Origin of the sequence: Embleya sp. NPDC127516, assembly GCF_044765325.1 — a bacterium.
Taxonomy (GTDB): Bacteria; Actinomycetota; Actinomycetes; order Streptomycetales; family Streptomycetaceae; genus Embleya.
Map to the genome: position 1 here is coordinate 30,601 of NZ_JBIWJT010000045.1, position 23,619 is coordinate 54,219.

At 69.9% G+C, this 23,619-nt stretch carries 18 protein-coding genes and 1 CRISPR repeat array; of the genes, 15 read left to right on the forward strand and 3 right to left on the reverse strand.

The annotated features are described in order from the left end of the window. The first annotated feature begins 179 nt into the window (after positions 1-179). The 4 genes from ACIRL2_RS46630 to ACIRL2_RS46645 all read left to right on the forward strand — a co-directional run bounded on the left by ACIRL2_RS46630 (position 180) and on the right by ACIRL2_RS46645 (position 5,055). Positions 180-935, forward strand: coding sequence for an AAA family ATPase (locus ACIRL2_RS46630; RefSeq protein ID WP_402241093.1), 756 nt, complete (start codon positions 180-182; stop codon positions 933-935). Next, on the forward strand, positions 932-1,867 hold the full coding sequence (locus tag ACIRL2_RS46635; protein WP_395871048.1) for a ParB/RepB/Spo0J family partition protein: 936 nt from the start codon (positions 932-934) through the stop codon (positions 1,865-1,867). Before ACIRL2_RS46630 ends, ACIRL2_RS46635 begins: the two co-directional genes overlap by 4 nt. 761 nt (positions 1,868-2,628) lie before the next feature. Further along, entirely contained in the window at positions 2,629-3,438 is an 810-nt protein-coding gene (locus ACIRL2_RS46640) for a hypothetical protein (protein WP_402241095.1), read from the forward strand. A gap of 454 nt (positions 3,439-3,892) precedes the next feature. Further along, positions 3,893-4,244: direct repeats of the CRISPR family, unit length 30 nt; unit sequence GAAGTCCCCACGCAGGTGGGGGTGAGCCGT. Positions 4,245-4,899: 655 nt separating this feature from the next. Further along, on the forward strand, positions 4,900-5,055 hold the full coding sequence (locus ACIRL2_RS46645; protein ID WP_402241097.1) for a hypothetical protein: 156 nt from the start codon (positions 4,900-4,902) through the stop codon (positions 5,053-5,055). 139 nt (positions 5,056-5,194) lie between these two features. On the opposite strand, the gene ACIRL2_RS46650 is transcribed toward ACIRL2_RS46645, so the two are convergent. Further along, positions 5,195-6,475, reverse strand: coding sequence for an HNH endonuclease (locus ACIRL2_RS46650; protein WP_402241099.1), 1,281 nt, complete (start codon positions 6,473-6,475; stop codon positions 5,195-5,197). 840 nt (positions 6,476-7,315) lie between these two features. Here ACIRL2_RS46650 and ACIRL2_RS46655 point away from each other — a divergent pair. Beyond that, positions 7,316-10,231, forward strand: a complete 2,916-nt coding sequence (locus ACIRL2_RS46655) for a hypothetical protein (RefSeq protein ID WP_402241101.1) — start codon at positions 7,316-7,318, stop codon at positions 10,229-10,231. A 193-nt stretch (positions 10,232-10,424) separates the two neighbouring features. Here ACIRL2_RS46655 and ACIRL2_RS46660 read toward each other — a convergent pair whose 3' ends face one another. Next, entirely contained in the window at positions 10,425-11,096 is a 672-nt protein-coding gene (locus tag ACIRL2_RS46660; RefSeq protein ID WP_402241102.1) for a nucleotidyl transferase AbiEii/AbiGii toxin family protein, read from the reverse strand. Beyond that, positions 11,093-11,284 carry a hypothetical protein gene (locus ACIRL2_RS46665; RefSeq protein ID WP_395871056.1) on the reverse strand — a complete coding sequence of 64 codons (192 nt, stop codon included), beginning with the start codon at positions 11,282-11,284 and terminating at the stop codon, positions 11,093-11,095. The genes ACIRL2_RS46660 and ACIRL2_RS46665 overlap by 4 nt, the downstream gene beginning before the upstream one ends. A 228-nt stretch (positions 11,285-11,512) precedes the next feature. Here ACIRL2_RS46665 and mobF point away from each other — a divergent pair, with 228 nt between their 5' ends. From mobF to ACIRL2_RS46715, 10 genes are all read left to right on the forward strand, one after another. Continuing rightward, positions 11,513-12,967, forward strand: coding sequence for a MobF family relaxase (gene mobF / locus ACIRL2_RS46670; protein ID WP_402241104.1), 1,455 nt, complete (start codon positions 11,513-11,515; stop codon positions 12,965-12,967). Positions 12,968-13,875: 908 nt separating this feature from the next. After that, the gene (locus ACIRL2_RS46675) at positions 13,876-14,286 is read left to right on the forward strand and encodes a hypothetical protein (RefSeq protein ID WP_402241107.1); all 411 of its coding nucleotides are present in this window, start codon (positions 13,876-13,878) and stop codon (positions 14,284-14,286) included. Positions 14,287-14,809: 523 nt separating this feature from the next. Continuing rightward, positions 14,810-15,496, forward strand: coding sequence for a hypothetical protein (locus ACIRL2_RS46680; protein ID WP_402241109.1), 687 nt, complete (start codon positions 14,810-14,812; stop codon positions 15,494-15,496). A gap of 316 nt (positions 15,497-15,812) precedes the next feature. Further along, positions 15,813-17,111 carry an aminotransferase class III-fold pyridoxal phosphate-dependent enzyme gene (locus ACIRL2_RS46685; protein ID WP_402241111.1) on the forward strand — a complete coding sequence of 433 codons (1,299 nt, stop codon included), beginning with the start codon at positions 15,813-15,815 and terminating at the stop codon, positions 17,109-17,111. Between the two features lie 360 nt (positions 17,112-17,471). After that, positions 17,472-18,710 (forward strand): hypothetical protein, encoded by a 1,239-nt coding sequence (locus ACIRL2_RS46690; RefSeq protein WP_395871066.1) that lies wholly within the window; start codon positions 17,472-17,474, stop codon positions 18,708-18,710. A 116-nt stretch (positions 18,711-18,826) separates the two neighbouring features. Beyond that, positions 18,827-20,212 (forward strand): UDP-glucose dehydrogenase family protein, encoded by a 1,386-nt coding sequence (locus tag ACIRL2_RS46695; RefSeq protein ID WP_402241114.1) that lies wholly within the window; start codon positions 18,827-18,829, stop codon positions 20,210-20,212. Further along, entirely contained in the window at positions 20,209-20,703 is a 495-nt protein-coding gene (locus tag ACIRL2_RS46700) for a GNAT family N-acetyltransferase (RefSeq protein WP_395871070.1), read from the forward strand. The genes ACIRL2_RS46695 and ACIRL2_RS46700 overlap by 4 nt, the downstream gene beginning before the upstream one ends. Positions 20,704-20,913: 210 nt before the next feature. Then, positions 20,914-21,750 carry an SDR family oxidoreductase gene (locus ACIRL2_RS46705; RefSeq protein ID WP_402241116.1) on the forward strand — a complete coding sequence of 279 codons (837 nt, stop codon included), beginning with the start codon at positions 20,914-20,916 and terminating at the stop codon, positions 21,748-21,750. Between the two features lie 439 nt (positions 21,751-22,189). Beyond that, complete coding sequence (locus ACIRL2_RS46710) at positions 22,190-22,480, forward strand: hypothetical protein (RefSeq protein WP_402241118.1); 291 nt, start codon at positions 22,190-22,192, stop codon at positions 22,478-22,480. A 19-nt stretch (positions 22,481-22,499) separates the two neighbouring features. Then, positions 22,500-23,342 carry a hypothetical protein gene (locus ACIRL2_RS46715; protein WP_402241121.1) on the forward strand — a complete coding sequence of 281 codons (843 nt, stop codon included), beginning with the start codon at positions 22,500-22,502 and terminating at the stop codon, positions 23,340-23,342. The last annotated feature ends 277 nt before the right edge of the window (positions 23,343-23,619 follow it).

Genomic DNA, 23,619 nt, shown 5'->3' on the forward strand with positions numbered 1-23,619 from the left:
TTCGGCGGCCTCCGAGACACGGCTGATCGGGCGCTTTATTACGGCGTAATGACGCGGCTCGGACAAAAGGCCGAGCCCCTCCGCCATGGTGGGCCTTCCACATGGCATAGTTCGTCCCGCTCACGCCCGCACCCAAGGCGTGCAGGGCACCGGGGAATCAGACCGAAAGGGCAGTACCCGTGGCAAGAGTTCATGTTCTGCTGAACCAAAAGGGCGGGGTCGGCAAGTCCACCCTGACCGTCAACCTCGCGGCCGTCACCGCCGACGTGCTGAGCCGGCCCAATATGGACGTCCCGCCGGTCCTCGCCGTCAGCATCGACCCGCAGGGATCCACCACCTGGTGGGCCGAACGCGTCGGCGACGAGCTGCCGTTCGACTTCGTCCAGGCCCACCGCGAACCACAACAACTCGCGCGGCTGAAGGAAATCGGCGGCTACCAGCACATTTTCGTCGACACCCCCGGCTGGCTGGGCCCCGACTCCACCGACTACGAGCCCGGGCCCGGCGGCGACCCGCTCGGCGACGGGCGCGCCGGAGCCGCCCTGCGCGCGGTCCTGTCGGCCGCCGACGACGTCATCGTGCCGATCGAGCCGGAAGGCATGTCCTTCCTCCCGACCGCCAACACGATCGAGAACATCGTCAAGCCCCGCGGACTCCCCTACACCGTCGTCGTCAACAACTGGGATCCCCGCGACGGCCTCGCCGACCTCGAGGACACCCGCACGTTCGTCGACAGCCAGGGCTGGTGGCGCACCCAGACGGTGGTCCGCCACTACAAGATCCACGCCAAGGCCGCCGCCGAGAGCCGCGTCGTCACCCAGTACCCCCGCAACAGGATCTCCCTCGAGGCCCGCGAGGACTTCTACCGCCTCGCCCTCGAACTGGGCCTGGGCGGCGCCACCCGACGCCTCGACGAGATCGCCGCGAGCGCATGAGCGTGTCCAAACGCCAACGCTCCCTGGCGACACTCCTGCCGCCCAAGACGGGGGAGGGGGCCACACCCCTCCCACCGACACCGGCCACCGCCGCCGAGGCCCTCGCGGCCCCGCCCGTCACGGACCCGACGCCCCCCACACCCGAGGGCGCCCCGTTCGCGATCCCGCTGACCCACCTCGCCTACAACCCCGCCAACCCCCGCGAGACACTCGGCGACGTCGCGGACCTGGCCGACAGCATCCTGGAGAAAGGACAACTCCAGGCCGCCGCCGTGGTTACTCTCGGCGCCTACCGCGAGGCCAACCCCGACCTGGACCACGCCTTCGCACCCGACGTGCGCTACATCGTCGTCGACGGCAACCGACGCCTCCTCGCGGCGGAACGGGCCGGACTCGCCACGCTCAACAGTGTGGTCGACGACACCCTGGCCACCAGCGCGGTCGAGATCCTCGAATCCGCACTGGTCGCGAACATCCACCGCAAGGCCTTCGCCCCCCTCGAGGAGGCCAAGGCCGTCCAGGAACTCCTGGACATCCACGGCTCCCAGGACAAGGTCGCCAAGCGGCTCTCCAAGTCCCAGGGATGGGTCTCGCAGCGCATCGCGCTCCTCGGCCTCCTCCCCGAGTTGCAGAACCTGCTCCGCAACGGCGAACTCAAGGTCGAGGACGCCCGCAAGATCGGACGCATGGCGCCCGACAAGCAAGCGGACGCCGCCCGGACCGCCCAGGATCATTACGGCGTAATGAAACCGAAGGCGACCCCACCGGAACGCACCGACGCCGCGCCGGCGGCGCCGCAGCCCCGGACGGACCACTCCAGGGTCATTCGACTCGGCCCGCCCGCCGACCTGGCGGCGTCCCTGCAACAGCACTTGTCGGCGGAGGACTTGGAGAAGCTCGTCGAGCTCCTGCTTACCCGCGTCGCGCGCTGACCCGCACAACCCACTCAGCCCGCCCGACCCGCCGGGGCTCTTCTCATTACGCCGTAATGAGAAGAGCCCCGGTTCGTGTGGCCCGGACCCCGTCACCGCGGCTCATTACGCCGTAATGGATCCCGGCAATCGGGGGAGTGGGGGGAGAGGGCTGCAGCCAGAGAGGAGGCGTCCCCACTGCCCGCTCTCCCGACGTCGCCGCCAACTCGACTCCCGGCCATGTCGAGACGTCGAACGGGCGGCCAGGCCTTCGCGCGTCGGATCTTCATTACGCCGTAATGAAGTACCGCGCCGGGGCTCGTCCTCGTTGCTCATTACGCCGTAATGAAGACGCGGCCCCGGGGAGCGGACCGCGGCCCCACGAGAGTCGTCCGCCGAGTCATTACGGCGTAATGACTCCCCCTCACGATCGCCGCCGACTCGCTCCGCGCCTTCGGATCCCCACCCGTCATTACGGCGTAATGAAGGCCGGATCAACCACTTTCGCCCGGCAGGGACCGGCGTCATTACGCCGTAATGACGGGTGGGCAAGGTCTGGGCCGGCCCCAGGCAAGGACGTAAAGTCGCAGGTCAAAGCCATGGGCATCGATCGCATCGGCGTATTTGAAACCCCAGCCCGGGCAGCGGAGTCGTAATAACAGAAGGTTGCGATGGAGCGAGTGGTACACCCCGCGACGAACCTCAACACCCCATCGGACGTCCCGTCCGACCGGCGCGGCAGCACCCCAAGGAGCCGAGTGGGCCACATAAAGTGCTGTGACATGACCCCTCGCGCCCGCGATCTCGTCGACGGATTCATCACGGATCTGCGCGAGCGCCACAGGGACGGGACGATCGGCACCGCCACGCTCCGGCAGCGCGTCACCTTCCTCGAAGACCTCCTTGCCTACGTCGAGCACGAGCACGCAGCCAACACCCCCGCCCCCGCCGCGACGCTCTTCGATCCCCCGACGTACCAGGCCTGGCTCGACGCCGTCGCCCAAGGCCACCGGCGCCGGCGAGCCACCTCCGCCGGTGACCGTCGCGGATCCACCGCGACCATTCGCGCCGCCGCGGCCTCCCTGCGCGCCCTCGCCGGCTGGGCCGACGTCCCGCTGGAGACCACGCCCCACCCCCGCCAACCCGCCCGCGCCCACCTCGACACGGACCACCTGCACCACCGCACGACACTCCTGGAAGGCCCACGCCCTCACCGCGTCACTCCCGCCCTCTGGGGACGCCCCCGCGCCCTCGTCCGCGTCGTCAACGACACCGGAGCCCGCGTCGGCGAAATCGCCGCCATGACCGTCCACGACCTCGACGGCCACCTCACCCGAGCCCACATCATCCCCAGACCCCCGGGTACCGGCGCACCCGAACCACCCCACACCGCACCCCTGGACCCCCGAACCACCCGCGCCCTCCGCGCCTGGACCCTGGAGCGCACCCGCTTGACGACCGCACTCGAGGGCGGCCCGGTGCACGCCCTGTGGGTCACCACGGTCCCCCACCGCGCCGGCGGCCCCTACGCCCAGCCGGACTCCCCATCGGTGCCCGGGCCCTGGAAGGCGCACGGGAATGCGTCCGCTTAGCCCTGACCGAAGCCCGAGCAGGCCGCTACAACCCCTCCACTCCCCCGGACCTGCTCACGGACTGGCGACCCGCCCCACGGACCTGACTCATCCTCAAAGGCTCAAGTACCGGATGCCTTGTGGCAGTTCAACCGACCTGACCGAGTGAGCCGGCGCTAAAGTCGCGCCGAGCATCTCAAGACGACCCACGGCCCGCGTCAGGAGCTCGCACGATACGCGAGACCCCCAGACCGCTGCTGGCTTCTGTAAGGATCACGACTACGGCTGATCACAGGGACGACCACAAGCCTTGGCTCTGCAGGTGAAGGTGTTGACGAGAGGCCAGCACCGCTTGAGGAGGGGTCGTGTTGATGAGAAAAGGCTGGTCAGACGGGATACAGGAAGGCTTTCTGCCTTAATTGCTCGATTTTCATCACGAAATGGCAATGTCATAGAGATGCGCAGGTCGGAAAGGGAAGTCCCCACGCAGGTGAGGGTGAGCCGCCGGGCACCGCGAAGTCCACGAGCGCGGTCCTGAAGTCCCCACGCAGGTGAGGGTGAGCCTTGTTTTCCCCGTGAGCCCAGCTTCCGGGTGGACGCGGCGATCCGGTCCCGGAAGTCCCCACGCAGGTGAGGGTGAGCCGGGAGACCTTGTCGGTGTGGCCGTTCACTCCGTCGAAGTCCCCACGCAGGTGGGGGTGAGCCGTGTCCGCGCGGGCACGACGTGCAGGTGAGCGAGAAGTCCCCACGCAGGTGGGGGTGAGCCGTAGTCGAACTGCCCCGGCCAGGCAGCGAGCAGGAAGTCCCCACGCAGGTGGGGTACCGGTTGCGCGCGTATGGCGGGGCATTCGACGTTGGTGTGGCCGTCGCGGTCGTCCTGCCTCGCGCTGCGTGCGGCACGCATTCGTACGGTGTCCTGATTCCCGGCGGTGCTCACCGGGGCGAGACGCAGTCCATGACGGCTTCGGTGCCTGCTCGCGGCTGGACGTGACCATAAGCGCGGCGAGTTCATCCTCGATGGGCGGCCCACGTTGAGATCCTCGACGATGTCGCGGTTTGGCCTGTCCGACACCCGACATGGGTGTCGGGGGCCGTACGGCGCGGGCGTGTATGCCGACACGCCGGTGTCGTCTCGTGGCGGGTGAGCCGACATGTCGTGTCGGGTGGTGTCAGTCTCTGGGAACCCGACATGTGTGTCGGGTGGATCGGTGTGGGTGGCAAGTCGGCCGACATGCCGGTGTCGCCTCGTGTCCGGGGCCGACACGTCGTGTCGGGTGGTGTCGGTGTCCGGGAACCCGACATGTGTGTCGGGGGATTCGTACGGCGGGCGTGTCAGCCGACATGTCGGTGTCGCCTTGTGGCGGGTGTGCCGACACGTCGGGTCGGGTGTTCGCTTCGTGCGCCGGTGGCGGCCACTGCCGGTGTCGGCCGTTGGGGAGCGGATCGGTGGGCGACAGGGAGGCGTTGCGCAGGAGGGACGTCATGGCGCGATATGCACTCAGGACTCGGATCAAGGGCGGGAGACCCGTGTCCGGGACGATCGCCGACATCCGCGAGGCCCTGCCGGAGGAGGTCTGCGGCGACGTCGAGCGGAAGGTCGAATTCGCGACGGTGAGTGAGCCGGCCGGGTCGTCTTGAACTCGGCCGTGGCGAACGAGTCGGTCGCTCGCCGTGCGGCCACCGCCTGTTCGATGTGATCCCTCGGGCTCGCGGGTTCCGGCCCGGGCGCGGCCGTCCAGCCGTCACCTCGGACCCAAGGATCCCGGTCCCGTTGTGCTCAGGCCGACGCCGGATTCGATCCGGCCTCGGGCGGCGGTTCCACGTCGGGGTGGGTGTCGACGTGGCATCGGGCACGGTGGTAGCGCGCGTGGTCGGCGTTGATCCGGTGTTCGGAGTGGAAGGTGAGTTCGCCCTCGATCTCGAAGCTGTCGGTTATATACACGACGTTGTCGCTGCCGACGTAGATGCCGTGAAGGTCGAGTTCACGGTGGTGGTTGGCGCACAGGCACAGCAGGTTTGTCAGGCTGTCGGGGCCGCCCTCGGCGAGGGGGCGAAAGTGGGCGCCGTCGCTGCCGCGTTTACCGGCTCGCCCCCGCAGAGTCGTCCCGCAGATCTGGCACGTGTTGTCGTAGAGCAGTTTGAGGTCCCGCACGATGCCGGAGTCGCGGTCGTAGCGCGTGGTCGCGCGAATCGTCTTCGACACGGCGCGGTCTTCCTCGTTGCTTCCCGGAACATCGAGGGTGACGGGTTCGTCCTGTTCATCCTCGTCGGTGGCAGCTCCCTCGTCTTCCGTTCGGACATGGGTCGCCGCCAGGAGACGGGCGTGGTCGCGCTCCGGGAAGTACGTCGTCAGGAGATGGGCGACGATCTCGGCTCGTCGTACCTCATCCGCGAGTACCTTGACGGCCTCCTCGGTGAATCCGGCGGACACCCCGGCCACGGAGTCCCGGGACACCGCGGTGAGCCGGCCGGCGGCGGGAACCTGACCGTCGGAGGAGGTGATACCGGTGACCTCCCAGAACGGGCCGCTGGCGAGGTACCAGAACGGGTTCTCCGGCGTCGACTTGTTGTGGTCGTGCCCGAAGTCCCGCAGCAGAGGTCCCACGCCGTCTCGGAAGTCCGGCCACGCGTTCAGACGTGTGTCCGGTGTCGGGGCGAGCCCGATCGCCCAGAGCAGCGCCAGCGGCTTGTGTCGCGTGGGTGTGGTGCCGGTCTTGTGTGTGCGCATCCTCCTGATCTGCTCGAGCAGGGGCATCGAGCGCAACACGTCGAGATCGGCGGCCGGTTGCGGACCGCGCGCGACCACGACGAAACCCAACTCCCGTAGACGTGCCGCAGCGTGGTCCTTTCCTCCGCTGAAGCCGCCCAGCACACCGGTGGCGTAGAGGTGGGCCACGTTCAGGATCGCCTTGGAGTCGTACTGCTCCGCCTCGTGCACGAGGACGTATTGGCGTGCGGGACCGAAGCCGTACTTGGCGCGGAAGCCCTCGACACCGAGGTCGTCGCACTCTTCGATGGCCCGGAGAACGGTCTCGCGCGTGATGTCGCCCATCGTCATGGACAGAGGGTACGAGTCCGCGCCGACACGTACCCGAGACCGGGACCTGGACCGGGAGCACCACGTGGCGGCGGAAGCCGTCCGCCGGGCGATTCGAGCGACGCCGGGTCTACCGCGAATGGCGAGGCGCCATCCGGGAGACGCCGGATACACGGCACCACGGCCGGGCGCGCCATCCGCCCGACTGAGGCGGCAACCACCCGCAGGGGGTTCGCGGCCCACCTTTGACGACCCACCCCGGGGGTTTCGCACGTACTCCTCCCGGGCGCCGAGCCCGGCACCACACGCGTGTTCGCCGGTCCGATACCACCGAACTCGCCGGTGCCGGGCCGAAAGGCCGCTCCAAACGCGGAAACCCATCGACCGAAGCGCCGACCGCCGCACCACGGACACTCCCTCGCTGCGCCCGTGTCACCGCGGAACACCGGGCTGCCACATGTCACAACCCGCGCCGGAAGCGCACCTTTCCGCACGACGGGAGCGACGGGAGGAACGACGTGAGCAGGCGCGAGCATGCCCGACGGTAGGACGAAAACGCCAAAGGCGATCCAGGTCGACACCGGCGCGAACGCCGGTGTCCATGGCGTCGATCCCACCCACCACGACCCGCCGACCGCCACCCCGAACCCCGGTTCCATGGTCCCCGCCCCGGAACCCCCCACGCCCCTGGTCCCCGTCCCGTCTCGCCCCGGCGACGTCGAGCCGCCCTTCGACGACAGCAACCTGCGAGCCCCCAACACCACGCGACGATCCCGCACGGATACCCGTCCGGTCACCGAGCCGCAGAACGCCGTGTCCCCAGGGCCGGAGCCAGGACCGATACCCGCGAAGCCGACTCCGGTGCCCGACGGTCCGAACGAGCCCCCCGACGGCACCGGACACCCGGACCCCACCTCCCCCGTCCCGGCATCGACGTCCCCTCGGGCCGACCCGGATCCCGGTGGGTCGAACCGTGATCCCGGTGAGCCCGAGCCCTACGCCACTCCCAGCGACGCCCACGCCCAGGCCCGGAGGATCGACGACGCCGCTCGCGCGTGGCAGGCCTGCGACGACGGCCGATTCCCCGCGTCGGAACGCATTCGCGGACTCCGGGAGGCCGTCACCACCGCGCACCGCGCCTCCTGGGTCGCACACGGCGTCCACCTCGGCGATCCCGCCGTCGACACGGACACGCCCGTCGTCGATCCCGACGACCTCCGCGCCATCGCGGAACACATCCGCACCCTGGCCGCCGACATCCAGACCCTGGGCCGGGCACTCACCGCCCGGGAGCAGGGCCCTGAACTCGCCGCTCGAAGGCAGGACCCCGAACTCACCGCCCTACGCGACATGTGGCGACTCACCCGCCGGCACCTGGAAGCCGTACGTGCCACCGTTCGCGACCTCGACGCAGACGGTCCGCGGACCGCCGGATGGGCACAAGCCCGCACCACGCCGCCGACCGAGGCCACACCGGCCGCCACCGGGTCTCCCACCCAGCACGAGTCCGCCGGCGTCCAATCGGCCGGCGCCCAGACCCAACAGTCCCGCCCCGCCGCAACTCGCACCGAGGTGCCCACGCCCCCACACCCGAAATCCGAGTTTGACCACTGGCAGGTGATCGCACCCGCACCCGCCCGCAATCGACGCCACGCCGGCACACGCCGTCACGCCCGCCCGCGCCGTCCCGCCCGGGTCCGCGACCGTATTCGAGACCGCGACCCCATCTACACCCGAGACTACAAAGCACTCAAAAGTGCCTGGGACACCGCCAACGCCCCCCGCATCCCACCCCAGACCACCAGTCAACGAGTCCGCGACCTGCGCGACCAAGGCGACCGCCACACCGCCGTCGCCCGGGCCGCCGCCAAACTCGCCGCCTCACCCCAACGCCCCGTCGAACGCGAGGCACTGCACGAACTCCGCGTCGCCGCGGAACTCCACGCCCGCCACCTCCACCGCAGCGCCGACGCCCTCGACCCACCGCGCCGCCGACCGCGACCGCAGACCGAACGCCCCGTGTTCACCCCGCGAGCCCCCCGCCAACGCCCCGACCCCGACACGGTCTTGGCCCGCGTCGCCGAGGCGGAGGAACTCGCCCGACAAGGCGTCGTCGGTCGAGACGTGCGCGCCAAAGAGCACCTGCACACCACCGGTCCCGAACACGACCGTCTCGTGCGCGACATCCGTGCCGAACACGCCGCCGCACACCGGGTGATGCGCGACGTCCGGGACCGCTCCTGGTGGCGCCGGGCCGACCCCGGCCAGATCGCCGCCGTCTGGCAACGCGCCGTCGAATGGTCCGCGCACCACGATGTCGCCGCCGCCCAGATTCTGCATCACATGCGCGGCCGCGTCCGGCAGTACCACGGCGTCGAACTCCCCGACACACCACCGGTGAACGGCGTCAACCTCAACGCCGCCCTCGACCGCGGCCAGCCCGCCCCCGCCGAAGGTCCCACCGTCCGTTGGACGTACACCGTCCGCGACCCCCTCCTCCACACCCGTCTCCTCGACCAGGGCGAGCACACCGCCCTGGGACGCGACACCCCGCACACCGTCGGCCGCCGCGTCCTCGCCGACCTCGCCGCCCGAGGCGCCGACCCCGACGCCCTCGCCCGCGCCGTCGTCGAGATCGTCCCCGCCGACCGGCCCGACGCCAAGCCCGTCGTCGTCACCGCCGCGCAGGTCCGCGAGATCGGCCGTGACCAGGCGGGCCGCGACCGCGCCGAACGCGACCTCGCCCAGGACGCGGCCGCCCTCAAGTCCTCCCTGGACAACCGGTGGTGGGAGGACGCCCGCCCGGTCGAGGTCGGCTGGATGTGGCGCGCCGTCCAGGACTGGGAACGCGGACCCGCCCGCACCGACGCATTCGCCTTCCTCACCGACCGCGTCCAGGCCACCTTCGGCGTCACCCTCGACCCCGACACCCCCGCCGTCCTGGTCACCGAACGCGTCCGCGAGAACGCCCCCGCGCCCCTGGACACCACCGGCGCCCCCGAACGCGCCGTGGCCGCCCACGCCGCCCACCTCTTCGACCGCGCCAACCGCATCGAGGCCCGCGTCGCCGCCGGGAACATCCTCACCGACGACGCCCCCGCACAGCTCCAACAGGCCCGCTCCCACCGCCTGCGCGCCCGCCACCTGGCCGGCCTGGCGAGCGACCCCGACGAGGCGCGCCACCTGCTCGGCGCCGCCCGACCCCCGGCCATCGACATCGACCGCTTCCACCAGGACATCGCCGCCGAATACCGCCGAGCCTGGGGACGCCCCCTCACCGACGACGAGTCGGCCCAACTCCGCTCGATCCTCGAGCGCGGAACGGCGAACAGCGGTACGAACACCACCGAAGACACGGCACAACCCGTCGCGACACCACCCGTCCCACCGCAGTCGGACGTCCCCGCCCCCGCGAAGAACTCCGGCCCACCCGAATCGACCACCGGGGAACCGGAGCGTCGCGAACAACCGCCCCGAGCAAGCGAACCCACGCCCCGGGAGCCCGCAACCCGGGAGCCCGCCCCGGAAACGGCCAAGCCGAGACCCGCAACCGAATCGATCGAGCCCGCCCTTCAACAGCGGACGCCCGAACCGCGGGCGGCCCGGCCAAGGCCCGGCCGCAGAACCATCTCGATGGTCCGTCTCGCCCTGCAAACCGCAGACGACGCGCTGGCCGCAGCACCGAGCACCCGCCCCCGCCGTCCGCGCGTCGAGGACATGACCGCTCCGGCCACCCGAGGCCTCCCCGAGACATCGGTGCCCTGGTTGAACCAGTGAACGTCCCAGCCCGGGCTTCGCGAACCACGCCGCAGGAAGCGTTGATTCGTACCCGGCCGAGCCCATTCACCGGCGTGCCGTCGGCCGGGACCCACACCCGCCCCACGTGCGGACTCATGCGACGGCGGACAACCAAGCGCCAACCGGCGCAGGCAAACGGTGTCCGCGAAAGAAACCTCGGCCCCGAAAAGCCCTACAAGGACAGACCCGGATCCGGCCGCTGCGCGACATCGCCGGAGGCAGGCGACACCCCACGCTCCCGGTGGCCTGAGGGCTCCTCCAACGCGGTGCCGCTCCGATCCAACGCTTCCGCAACCCGGCCCAGCCTCCCGCCTCGATCCGCACCGAGACGCTCGCGCAGGACACGAACATCCACGAGATCACGTGGCCTACCGGTCGCCTCCTTCGTCGTGATCAGATCGCGGATATCGGCGACCGTGATCCGCAGACCGTCGACGTCGAGAACACGCGCCCGGCCGATCAGGCCGTCGTACCCCTCGGGGAGCCCGGTGGGCGCGAGCAGGACATCCACCCGACCCCGAGCGGTGTACAGGTGGAGGAACGGATTGGCCTCGAACAACTCCGGCGTCAGGGGCCGCCGTTGCGCGTGGATCTCGTGGGCGTCGGCGTAATGGACGACACGGGCGTTCAACGCCCGCAAGGCGGTCGCGAGGTTCTCCAGGTTGTCCGTACGTCGATCGGGGACGATGTCGATGTCCATCGTGAGCCGGTCCGGAACGGCGTACACCACCATCGCGTAGCCACCGACCAGGACGTACCGCACGTCGTGGTCCTGCAGCACGCGCAGGAGCGCCTCCGGATCGAGGTGCGTATCGGGCCACTCGTCGTCCGGGGGCGTGGTCACAGGTCCGGGATCTGCTCGTGGCCGGCGGCGGCGAGTTTCGCGGCGAACGCGTCCAGACGCGCCCGCCCCTCGCGGACACGATCCTCGCCCTGAGCGGCCAGGACACGTTCGAAGCCGGCGTCGATCCGCAACTCGTCCACCTCGTCGACGGTCTCGCCCCTCGCAGCCGATTCATCGTGTTCGCTCATGACCCCATCGTCCCACTCCCGCGTGCCCGCACGGGTGAAGGCGGCCCTTCCGAGCGGCCCGGCCCCGATGAATGAACCCTCGTTCACCGTGCGGCCCCGGGCCGGCCCACCACCGAGCCGCGACGACCACACACGCCTCGAAGCACCACCGGCGCACCTCGCCCAGGCCTGCCCACCCCTTGCCCAACCCACCGTCACACCGGGTGACCGTCCGACACTTCCCCCCACATGCTGACCATCGCCCCACGCAGCGACGTCACCTACCTGTCCCGACAGGTAGGGCAAGGCGCCGAGCACTACCTCCTCAGCGGCGTCGCCCTGATCGGCGAACCCCCGGGCGAGTGGCTCGGCCGCGGCGCGCACGACCTGGGCCTGCACGGCGTCATCGACCATGCCATCCTCGAAGACCTCTACCACGACTTCGTCGACCCCCGCCGCCGTGACGAACTCGCCGCGGCCATCGCCCGAATCACCGCCCCGCCCGGCACCCCCGAGTGGATCGTCGCCGCCGACGCCGCCCGGGACACCGTCCGCCTGGGGCCTCGGCCCAGGGACTACACCACCGGCACCCGCGCCGCGATCACCCGAGCCCTAGCCGCCGAACCCGACGCGACCCCCGCTCGACGCCGACAGATCGAAGCCCGCGTACGCGCCCGCGCCCGCGCCGCCGTCAAATACCTCGACCTCACCTGGTCCGCCCCCAAATCCTGGTCCATCCTGCACGCCGCCCTCCAACTCGCCGGCCGCGACAACGACGCCGACCAGGTCTGGGAAGCCTGGCTGACCGGAATTCACACCGGTCTCGAATACCTCCAGGACAACGCAGGCTTCGCCCGCGCCGGCCGCCACGGACGCACCTCCACCGGAGCCTCCACCGGCCGCTGGATCGGCGCACACCGCTGGACCGTCGCCGCCTTCTCCCAACACACCTCCCGCGACGAGGACCCCCAACTCCACGTCCATACCGCCGTCCTCAACCGCGTACACGCCGACGACGGCGTCTGGCGCACCCTGGACAGCCGCGCCATCCACCGCCACAAACAGGCCGCCGGACACCTGTGCGAACGCGCCGCCGAAATCGCCCTCACCCACGCCCTCGGCGTCGAATTCGCCACCCGCCCCGACCGCCGCGCCCGCGAGATCGTCGGCATCCCCGAATCCCTCCGCGCCCGCTTCTCCTCCAGACGCCGCGCGATAGCCGCCGAAGTCGCCATCTACGCCGCCAGGTTCACCGCCACCTACAGCCGCGACCCCTCCGCGTACGAACTCACCGCCATCGCCCAACACATCACCCTGCTCCGCCGCGAGGACAAGAAGCGAGTCCCAGTACCCCGCACCGAACTCCTGACCCGCTGGGCCGAAGCCGCCCGTCGCGACCCGGGCATCGCCCTGACCGACATCCCGGCGGCCACCCTGCACCGCGTCGGCCCGACGGACGCCGAACAGCCCAACCCCTCGGCGATCGTGGCCCGCGCCATGTCGACCCTCGACGCCGTGAGGGAAGCCTGGACCCGTCCGGAATTGGTCGCGGAATTGTGCCGCCAACTCCCCGACCGCCTCGCCACCGTGAACATCCGCCGGCTGGTGGACGACCTGGCCGACCGGGCCCTCCTGGGCATGGGTCTATCGGACGCCGACGAGTTGCTCCTTCCCGTCACCGCAGGCGGCCCCGTCGTCCCGTAGTCCGGGTCCGAGCGCCCGCGTGTGGGGGAGCGCGGGAGACCCGGTCACTTGGCTCCCGCGCGGTTGCGCAGACGGATTCCGTCATATCCGAGTCGACATCGTGGTGGCCCCGCGACCCCACTCATCACCGACGCGATGCTCCGCCGAGGTACCCGAAGCAGAACTCGCGGGGCCATACAGGCCACCCGGCGGGTTCACCATGCACCCGCTGGCTCAAGGTTCTCGACCCGCACGACGTCATCGATCCAAGGGCTCTCGAAACCGATCCGGAATTCCCCACACCTAGGCATCATGTGCGGGTCGTTGAGGGTCGGCGGTCGTCCGTCGAGTGGAGGCTCGGGTTGGGTGAGATGGGATGTCGTATTCGGCTTGTGGTGGTGTGTTCTGAATGGCAGTTCGTGTGGTTCGGTGGGCGTTTCGGTGGTGGTCGGGTGACAGGCGCGGGCGAGGAGGAGGGGGGTGGGGATGGGTGGGTCGGTCGGGGTTCGGTGGTGGGTTGCGGGGCTCCGCCCCGGACCCCGGTCCTCTCTCGGAGGGGTGGGGGTGGCTCCCTCCTCGGTCGGACCCCCAAGGGCGTGCCGGGAACCTCCCCGGGGTGTCAAGGGCCGGGCCGCGCGGGCGCGGTCGCCTGCGGCGAGCCCTTGACACCCCGGGGAGAACCCCGGCGCGGCGGAGCTGTCCGACCGAGGAGGGAGCCACCCCCACCCGCGTGGGTGGGGTGTCGACCGGCGTCGGGCGGATGCGACATCGACGGAAGTGATGTGACTCAGGTCACATGACTTCCCGTCAGATTGTGACCTGCGTCACTGTGGTGCCTCCTGAAAGATGGCATAATTAGTGATGTCGGAAGGGACCTGGCAGAAACTTCCGCGAAACCCAAGAAACAGTCGAACGAGGATGAGGAAGACATGACGATCAAGAAGACCGCCCCGAGGGCCGTCATCGCGAGCAGCTTCGGCGAGAAGATCGGCTACATCGACCCGAAGGGCGAGTTCAAGGAGCGGGTGGACTCCGAGGGAACCAAGTACCTCGTGTTCACCCTGCTGGTCTTCGCGATGGTGGACGAGTACTTCGGCGAGGTGAAGCGGCGCGAGTTCGAGGTGTGGGCCCAGGGCGAGGACGTCAAGACGCTTCAGGCGGCCTTCCCCAACGGGGCGGGCGGCGCCACGAAGGAAGAGGCGGTCGCGATCGTCGCCGTCGCGGACGAGTGGTACGGGAACTACAAGAACGAGCAGAAGAATTGGGTTCACGTGATCGGACTGCGCGCTGCTTCCGTGACCCTGCCCAACGCCGTCACCCCGTCGGACACCGCGAGCTGACCGCGTATCCCTCCCGGGGCGGGAACCCGCCCGCCCCGGGGGGCGCCCGGCCCCGGCGTGGAAAAGGACGCCCCCTGCGGGGGCGGCAGCCCGGTGGTCCGGTGCGTTTCCTGCGGGCCCGGCTCTCCGCTTCGCTCCGGCCGGGCCCTTCGGGCACCGGACCAAGGACGCGCCCCGCAGGGGCGCGACAGCCTCATGCGCCTACGGCGCGACAAAAACGCCGCCCCTTCGGGGCGGCCACACGACACCCGACACGGTCGCGCACGCGAAAGAACGGTCGCGCAAGCGAAAGACGACCACGACACAACCACGGCAATCACAGACACTCCGACCGGTCCGCGAACCGTCCGCGACACGGGCCGTGCGGGCGACCGACGGGAACTCTGGCAGTCCGCCGGCCGCCCTACGCCCCTCGGCCCAAGGGCACAATCGACAAGCCCATTCCGAGAGGCGATATCCGCATCCTAGACAATGAACCGCCCATCCCGGGTCGCCCGTCAGGCCACGGATCGAGAGGACGGTCATGACAACACTCGACGGCCGCGAGGTCTACACACGCCGGGACCTGATGGCCAGATACGGCATGGCGCTGTCCCCCCTGGAGGAGTGGTACCGCAACCGCCGACGGACCGGCCACCCGGAGGCGGCCGGCACCACCGGCCACGGTCGCGAACTGGTCTGGGACGCGGCCGAATGGGACCGCTGGTACCGGGAACGACAGGACACGGACGGCCTGATCACCCGCGCCGGCCTCGAGGAACGTCACGGTCTCGCCCGCAGCACCCTCGAACGCCTGTGGGCACTGCGGGAGGACAACGGACACCCGACGCCCGTCAAGACGCTCGACCGCGTCATGTACTGGGACTCCGACCGCTGGGAGGCCTGGTACGCCGAACACAAGAGACGCACCCAACGACGCGAGATCCACGCCGATCGCAGCGGCAACCCCGACGACCTGCTGACCCTGGCGGAGGCCGCCCGCGTCCTCGGCGTCACACCCGTCAGCATCGCCCACCACCCCGAGCGCATGCCCCGCGGCTGGCCCCGGCCGGTCGAGGAGGAGCAACTCCCCAGCGGCCGCCTCCGCCGCCGGTACCGCCGCGCCGACATCTGGACCTACGCAGACACCCGCACCGCCGCCGGCCCTCACCGCAAGCACCCCAACAGGAAACACCGCCCCCGGGACACGACCGACCCCGCCCCGGAGTGAGCGACCGCCCCTGCGGGCCGGCACCCACAACAGAAAACACACCTTCCACACGGCCGGTCGCCGACACCCCCAGGGTGCCGGCGACCGGCCACATCCATAAAAGAAAGAAATCAAAGGTCGGGCACGCGAAAAGCCCCTTTTCCGGCTCTCGAGCCTGGCAGACCCCGGGCGGTTCCGCGAAATCGCAAGCGATTTCACGGCCCTCGCCCGGCGCCCGCCGGTCGGCCCGAGCCGGAAAAGGGGTTTTCCGCATACCCGAAAGACCACCACACCAAGGTGATCGACCCTCCGGCACCACAGGAAGGGAACACCACCCATGAACCGGAACACCCCCCGCGACCGACTGCTGACGTCATCCAGGCCCATGCCCGACCTCGACGTCGTCACCGCGGACGGATCCTGGCTCCACCTCGCCGAGGGCCGACGGATCCTCGACGGATCCAGCGGACTCATCTGCGTCAACGTCGGCCACAACAGCCGCAAGGTCCTCGCCCGCATCAACGCGCAGTCCCTCCGCACCTCCTTCGGCGGCCCCGCCGTCGTACGGCCCAACACCCAAATGGAACTCACGGAACGCCTGTGCCACGCCGTCGGACGCCCCCGGGACTCCGTTGCGCTGGTCACCTGCGGCACCCTCGCCGTGGAGATCGCCGTCAAGCTCGCCCGGACCATCACTCGCGTCCGCGACGGAAAGCGACGCGGGGACATCCTGACGTCCAACCTCAGCTACCACGGAATGAGCGCCCTCACCCTCGGACTCGCCGGCAACCACGCCAGGCGCCCGCGCCCGGAGGACGCCCTCGGCCTCGGCCCCGCCTTCCCGGCGCCCTACCCGCCCGCCCACAACCACCCCGAACGCCCCTGCGACGCCTCGTGTGCCGACGAGGTGGCGCGGGTGATCGACGCCAGGGGCGCCGAGAACGTCGCCGCCGTCCTCCTGGAACCCGTCAACGGCACCACCGGCGGCGCCCACGTGCTGCCCGACGGCTACCTCTCCCGCCTGTCGCGGATCTGCCGGGAAAGGAACGTGCTCGTCATCCACGACGAAGTCCTCACCGGACTCTGGCGCACCGGCACCCCCCTGGCCGGCCACCACTGGGACGACGCCGCACCGGACCTGTGCATCCTCTCCAAGGGACTCGGAGCCGGCTACACCGCCGTCGGCGCGGTGCTCGTGTCCCCCGACCTCGCACCCCTGCTCCATCACCCCACCGCCGACCCCCTGCCCGCCATGGGCACCATGGCCGCCCAGCCCCTCCAGGCGGCGATCTGTCTCGGCGTCCTGGACGAGCTGGAATCCATGGACCTCGACGCCTTCCGCGCACGCGGGCAACGCCTCGGAACGAGCCTGCGCGCCCTCACCGACCTGCCCCTCGTGCGTGACGTCCGGGGCCTCGGCCACTTCTACGGAGTCGAGCTCGAACCCGGCGTCCTCTGGCCCCTCATGCGCGAGGCCGAGAAGAACGACGTGCTCTTCTACCCGTTCACCGGAGCCAGCGACCCCCGCAGCGAGGGCCTGGTCGTCGCCCCGCCGCTGAACTCCGCGGACGAGGACATCGACTTCCTCACCGAGGCACTCCACCGCGCCGCGGCCACCCTCGACCCCAACCGCTAGACCCCACCACCGGCGACACCGCCGCCCACACGACCAACACACCTTCCACACGGCCGGTCGCCGACACCCCCCAGGGTGCCGGCGACCGGCCACATCCATAAAAGAAAGAAATCAAAGGTCGGGCACGCGAAAAGCCCCTTTTCCGGCTCTCGAGCCTGGCAGACCCCGGGCGGTTCCGCGAAATCGCAAGCGATTTCACGGCCCTCGCCCGGCGCCCGCCGGTCGGCCCGAGCCGGAAAAGGGGTTTTCCGCATACCCCGAAAGACCACCACACCAAGGTGATCGACCCTCCGGCACCAGAAAACAGACCACACGGCGTCAAGCCCGAGCGGGCAACGCACCGAACCGAGGAGAACCGACATGTTCCTGCCCCACCCCGTCATACACTCCCTGACCCCCCGGCAGGTCGCCACCTGGGAAGCGCACTTCTCCCCCGAGGCCGGCGGACAGCGTCGCCCGGCCATCGAGGAAGGCATCTGGCGCCGCACCCAGGAGCCGGCCAACGCCGAACAGTCCGGCTGGACCGAGGACGAGTCCGGGCGCCGCCGCGTCGTCCACTACCGCCTCCACTACGGCATCGACCTGACCCAGCCGACGGAGCGCCTCGTCCTCGAGGAGCTCTACCTGTACGCGTCCTGGCTCGCGCCCGCCGCCGAGATCGCCGCACACCGCCGCGACCTGAACGAGTGGCTCGGCGACGGCCGCTGGAAGTCCGCTGGCAACGACACCTGGCGCCGCGGCGACCTCCAGGCCACCGTCACCGAATACACCGTCCACCCGCAGGACGAACGCGCCGACCGGGACACCCCCGAGGGCTTCACCTCGATCGACGTCACCATCACCTCCGCGGACTACACCCTCACCCGAGCCTCGCGAAACCTCCCGTGGGATGTGCTCGCCGGCGGAATGCGCGTCAAGGACCAGCGCGGCAACCCCACCTACGCCGACGACCTGTCCGGCCTGCTGGAGTACCTGCCGTTCGTCGTCGAGGCCGGATGCGGAACCAGCATCGAGGCCGGCATCCCGCCCCTGCACTGGCTCCACGAGGTCTACCGGGTCACCACCCGCACCGGCAACGACCTCACTCAGGGCTTCGCCTTCACCCTCGACCCCACCACCGACATCCTGATCAAGGAGGTCCTCACCGACACGGCCCGCAAGATCAACGACATGGTCTCGATGTTCCGCTCCGTGGTCGAAGCCGAACCGACCGACGCCCACCGTGCCCTCAAGGCCCTCCACGACGCCGGACACCTGGTCGGCCCGATCGCCACCCACAACTTCGACCGCATCTTCGCCCGCGCCGGACTGCCCGAGGCGTTCATGCGCCGCTACGACCAGCACACCCCGCACATGGAGTTCCCCGAAAACGCCCGCGCCCTGCTCGTGATCGGTCTGCACGCCGACCGGCGCCGCGTCCAGGAACGCGCCCGCGCCCGCGGCCTCCAGATCGTCTATCTCGACACCGAGGGCGTCACGGAGAACGGCGTCTACAAGCCCTATCCCATCGAGGGCGCCCGCGACGGCGACATCGTCGTCCGCTCCGCAGCCATCCCCGCCCTGCTCAACCTCGTCGAACTCCTCGACCTGAACATCTGAGCCGAGCGGGGCGCCCCGCCCCGCCCACCACGTCCGGGGGCGCACCCTGCCCGGTGCGCCCCCGGACCACCTCACGAACCCGAGCACCAAACTCCCCGACCAGACAAGGACCCGACATGCGCGTCTCCGTAATCGGCTGCGGCCACCTCGGCATCCCCCACGCCGCCGCCATGGCCGAAATCGGCCACCAAGTCATCGGCGTCGACGTCGACCAGGCCAGGATCGACCGCCTCAACGCCGGCGAATGCCCCATCCACGAAACCGGACTTCCCGAACTGATCGCCCGCCACACCACCGGCGGACGCCTGCGATTCACCACCGACATCCGCGAGGCCGCGGCCTTCGCCGACCTCCACTTCATCGCCGTCGGCACCCCTCTCCACACCGACGGCCGTACCTACGACACCGGCCAGGTCCTCGACGCCATCCGCCGACTCGCCCCCCTCCTCCAACGACCCTGCACCGTCGTCGGGAAGTCCACCGTCACCGTCGGCACCACCCGCCGCCTCACCACCCTCACCCATCACCTGGCCCCCGCAGGCGAACACGTCGACGTCATATGGAACCCCGAGTTCCTCCGCGAGGGACACGCCGTCGACGACACCCTGCACCCCGACCGCCTCATCGTCGGCCTCACCACCACCCGGGCCGAGAATACGATCCGCACCCTCTACGCTCCCATCCTCGCCGCCGGCACCCCCCTGTTCGTCACCGACCCCCAGACCGCCGAACTCGCCAAGGGCGCCGCGAACACGTACCTCGCCCTGAAGATCTGCTACATCAACGCCGTCGCCGACATGTGCCAGGCCGCCGGCGCCGACGTCTCCCAAATCGTGGACATCCTCGGCATCGACCCCCGCATCGGCAGCGCCGGCATGAGGCCCGGGATCGGCTACGGCGGCGGCTGCCTCCCCAAGGACGTCCGCGCTTTCACCGCCTCCGCCCGGGAACTCGGCACCCCACACGCCGCCGCGCTCCTGCGCGCCGCCGAGAAGATCAACGAAACCCGCACCCACGTCGCCCTGGACCTCATCACCCACGCCCTGGGCGAACACCCCATCCGCGGCTCCCACATCACCGTGTGGGGCGCCGCGTTCAAACCCGGCACCAACGACACCCGCGAATCCCCAGCCCTCGCCCTCGCCCTCGCCCTCCGACGCAACGGCGCCACCGTCACCGTCCACGACCCCCAAGCCGTCCCCACGGCCATGACCCACAACCCCGAACTCGACTACACCGACGACCTGCCCGCCTCCCTCGACAACGCCGACCTCGTTGTCTTGGCCACCGACTGGCCCCAATACCTCCAGGCCGACCCCCGAACCCTCGCGGACCGCCCCGCGAACCCCCTGCTCGTCGACTGCCGCACCACCCTCGACCCCGAACCCTGGCGCACGGCGGGCTGGACCATCCACCAGATCGGACGTCCCGCGAAAACCGAACCGAACCCCCCAACAGGGCCGCAAGACAACCCCATCGCACACGGAGGTCTCACACCGTGAACGACGACGACATCGTCCTCCGCCGCGCGGACAGCGCCGACGCGCTCCCCGCAGCCGACGTGTGGCTGCGCTCCTTCACCACCGCACTGCCGTCCGTACGCCGCGTGCACGACGAAGCCGACGTACAGGCCTGGTTCTCACACGTGCTCATACCGCACCAGGAGACCTGGGTGGCGCTCTCCCACAACACCGTAGTGGGACTCATGGTGCTCAAAGACACAGAACTGAAACAGCTCTACCTCGACCCGGCATGGCGCGGACGAGGCCTCGGCGACCGGTTCATGACCCTGGCCAAACAGCAACGGCCACACGGCCTGACACTGCGTACCTTCCAGATCAACGAACCGGCGCGCCGGTTCTACGAACGCCACGGATTCACCGAGACCGGACGAACCGACGGGCAGCTCAACGAGGAACAAGAACCGGACATCCGCTACGACTGGAAACCCCGGACCCGACAGCCCGAAAGGAACGACCAGACCCGCAAGTGAACCGCCCGGCCGCCCTCACCCAGACCATCGGCCCCGGCGGCCACCGCCCGAACAGGCACACCGACAGGCGGGACGGTCACCCGAACCCGGGTGACCGTCCCCCGGCGAATCCGGCACGGCGAACCCGGACCACGCGCCAACCCCACACAACGACCCGGAAAACAGACCCGACTCCGCCGGCGCCCACCGAAGCCCCTCTATCGTGCGCACATGACACTTCTGATCATCGGCGGCAGCGGATTCCTGGGCACCGAGCTGATCCGGCAGGCACGAACTGCCGGACACACCACCGCCGCGACATACCATGCGAACAAACCCGATGAAACCTGCCAAACCGCGTGGTACTTCCTGGACCTGACAGACACGGCACGCCTCGACGCCATCATGACGCAGGTGAACCCACGCCTTGTCGTGAACGCAACCAGCGCCAAGGCCGCCTGGGCCGTCACCGCAGAGGGCCCCGTCCACCTCGCCATCGCCACAGCCAAACGCGGAAGCCGCCTGCTCCACGTCTCCAGCGACGCGATCTTCTCCGGCGCCCGGATCCACTACGACGAAACCAGCACCCCCGACCCCATCACCCCCTACGGAGCAGCGAAAGCAGCCGCGGAAACCGGTGTCCTCGCCGTACACCCCAACGCCATCATCGCCCGCACATCCCTGATCATCGGCCACGGACGCTCCACCCACGAACAGACCGTCCACGAACTCGCCGCCGGCACACGCGACGGCGCCCTGTTCACCGACGACATCCGCTGCCCAGTACACGTCACCGACCTCGCCACAGCCCTCCTCGAACTCGCCACACTCGACACACACGGCATCCACCACCTCGCCGGCCCCGACGCGCTCAGCCGCCACGAACTCGGAACCCTCATCGCCCAACGCGACGGCCTCGACCCCACCCGACTGCCCCGAGGCCTACGTGCCCACAGCACACTCCCCGGCGCCCTCGATGTACGCCTCGACAGCCGAACCACGCAACAAAAACTGACCACCACACTCCGCGGCGCCCGACAGTTCTGCCAACAACCCACCAACTCCTAACCCGCACACCAGCGCAAGACACCCTCGACCCCCACACCTCCACACAACCCGATCAAGTGCACCAGGCCTCACACCTAGTGCACTCTCCGAGTGTCCATGGGGAGGGTGCCGTGACGGGCACGACCAAGGCCGGCTCGACCGGTCACGACCGTAGGCGGTGTGGAACCTTCTCGGTACGGTGTGTGATCACCGACCGAGGGGGACTCCTGGGACGCAGTACGGCCATAGCCGCGCTATCCGCGCTGCTGTTCGCAGTGGGATGCAGCGGCGGAGACGACGACAAGGCTCGCCGCCATCGACCCCGCCACCGCCGTCCAACCAGGCCCCGGCGACGCCGAACCCCGAGGAAGTCGCGCGAGCCAACACCCTGGAGGTGTAGGGGCGGTTCACGGATTACCAGAACACGATCGCGAGCGGGACTCGGTTGGATGATGCGTCGTTGGATCGGATCGCGACCGGACGGGCCGCCGCGCTGATTCGACAGTTGGCGTCGAGCACCGCCAAGGATGGGATCACCATCCAGGGACCCACAACCCGGTCGACGCAGATTACGGTCGTGTCCCTGACCGCGTCGGTGCTCCAGGTGATGCTGGAGGACTGTGTGGACGTCAGCCGGCGGCGGGCGGTCAACCGGGATGGCACACCGGCGGAGATCGCGACCAGTCGCCTCGGTTCATCACGGCGGTCACCGTCACGCGTGACGCGGCAGGGTGGCGGGTGGCTGACGTGAACGCCCAGCGGGATCGGACATGTTGAGCCGCGTGATCACCGGGGTGGCGGTCGTACCCGTGCTGGTGATGGCATTCGCTGTGCCCGCCGCAGCCGGGAACGGGGACAAGGACAAGGACAACGACAATGACAACGACGATCACGTCGATACGAGCCTGAACAGCCTCGGCGAGGTCGTGGTCACCGCTCGGTCCGGCGACAAACCGGGAGCCAAACCCGGCACTGGCGGAACTGGCGGCACTGTCCCGGCTGGGACCAACTCGGCCTCGGCCCCGGCCCCGGTGGATCCGTTGGACCCGACCGACACCCAGTGCCCCGGGGCCGCGACCGTCGTGCAGGGGCAGCAGTGTCCGGGTCGGCACGTGGACCCCACCCCACCCGGAGAGCCTGCGGCTCCGCCCACCCCTGGGGAACTGGGGGCCCGCGCGGCGGCCGAGATCCCTCTCGACGCACCGGTGCTGCACCTGACTCCCGGGCCCGGTAAGACCGGTCTCGTCGGGTTGCCGACCTGGTTGTGGATCGACGCCACCCCCGCCACCTGGGGACCCGCCACTGCGACCGCCGCCGTTCCCGGTCTGTCCGTGACCGCGACGGCCGTGGTGGACCGGATCACCTGGACGATGGGCGACGGCGCCACCGTCACCTGCACCAGGCCCGGAACCCCCTACACCCCCGCCCGAGGCGCACAGCCCAGCCCGGACTGCGGACACACCTACACCCGACCCGGGGTGTACACGGTCTCGGCCGCCACCCACTGGACCGTCACCTGGGCCGGCGGAGGCCAGACCGGCCTGCTGGAGGCGACCCGCACCACCACCGTGGGCGACATCCGAGCCGGCGAGATGCAGGCCCTCACATCCTGACGAACCGTCAGGCCATATCACCGGCCCTCCGGTCCAGCGCTCCATCGCATCGCGTCCAACGGTTCTGATGCTGTGACGAATGCGCGATGTGCAGGTTGCCCGTCCGGTATCGGGCCAGCGGGACCCGTCCCCGCTACTGCGGCCGGACCCGCAGGCAGCGGGCCTACGAACTCCGCCGGCACGTAGCCGAGCTGGGCGCCGCGGTGCCCGAGCCACGCGTGGTCCAGGAGGTGATCGACCGGACCGACGTGCGGACCCTGACCCGGGACGTCGTCCG

Coding starts and splice junctions, on each gene's coding strand:
- ACIRL2_RS46635 (WP_395871048.1), top strand. CDS start 932: ATGAGCGTGTCCAAACGCCAACGCTCCCTGGCGACACTCCTGCCGCCC.
- ACIRL2_RS46640 (WP_402241095.1), top strand. CDS start 2,629: ATGACCCCTCGCGCCCGCGATCTCGTCGACGGATTCATCACGGATCTG.
- ACIRL2_RS46645 (WP_402241097.1), top strand. CDS start 4,900: ATGGCGCGATATGCACTCAGGACTCGGATCAAGGGCGGGAGACCCGTG.
- ACIRL2_RS46650 (WP_402241099.1), bottom strand. CDS start 6,475: ATGACGATGGGCGACATCACGCGCGAGACCGTTCTCCGGGCCATCGAA.
- ACIRL2_RS46665 (WP_395871056.1), bottom strand. CDS start 11,284: ATGAGCGAACACGATGAATCGGCTGCGAGGGGCGAGACCGTCGACGAG.
- mobF (WP_402241104.1), top strand. CDS start 11,513: ATGCTGACCATCGCCCCACGCAGCGACGTCACCTACCTGTCCCGACAG.
- ACIRL2_RS46675 (WP_402241107.1), top strand. CDS start 13,876: ATGACGATCAAGAAGACCGCCCCGAGGGCCGTCATCGCGAGCAGCTTC.
- ACIRL2_RS46680 (WP_402241109.1), top strand. CDS start 14,810: ATGACAACACTCGACGGCCGCGAGGTCTACACACGCCGGGACCTGATG.
- ACIRL2_RS46685 (WP_402241111.1), top strand. CDS start 15,813: ATGAACCGGAACACCCCCCGCGACCGACTGCTGACGTCATCCAGGCCC.
- ACIRL2_RS46690 (WP_395871066.1), top strand. CDS start 17,472: ATGTTCCTGCCCCACCCCGTCATACACTCCCTGACCCCCCGGCAGGTC.
- ACIRL2_RS46695 (WP_402241114.1), top strand. CDS start 18,827: ATGCGCGTCTCCGTAATCGGCTGCGGCCACCTCGGCATCCCCCACGCC.
- ACIRL2_RS46705 (WP_402241116.1), top strand. CDS start 20,914: ATGACACTTCTGATCATCGGCGGCAGCGGATTCCTGGGCACCGAGCTG.
- ACIRL2_RS46715 (WP_402241121.1), top strand. CDS start 22,500: ATGTTGAGCCGCGTGATCACCGGGGTGGCGGTCGTACCCGTGCTGGTG.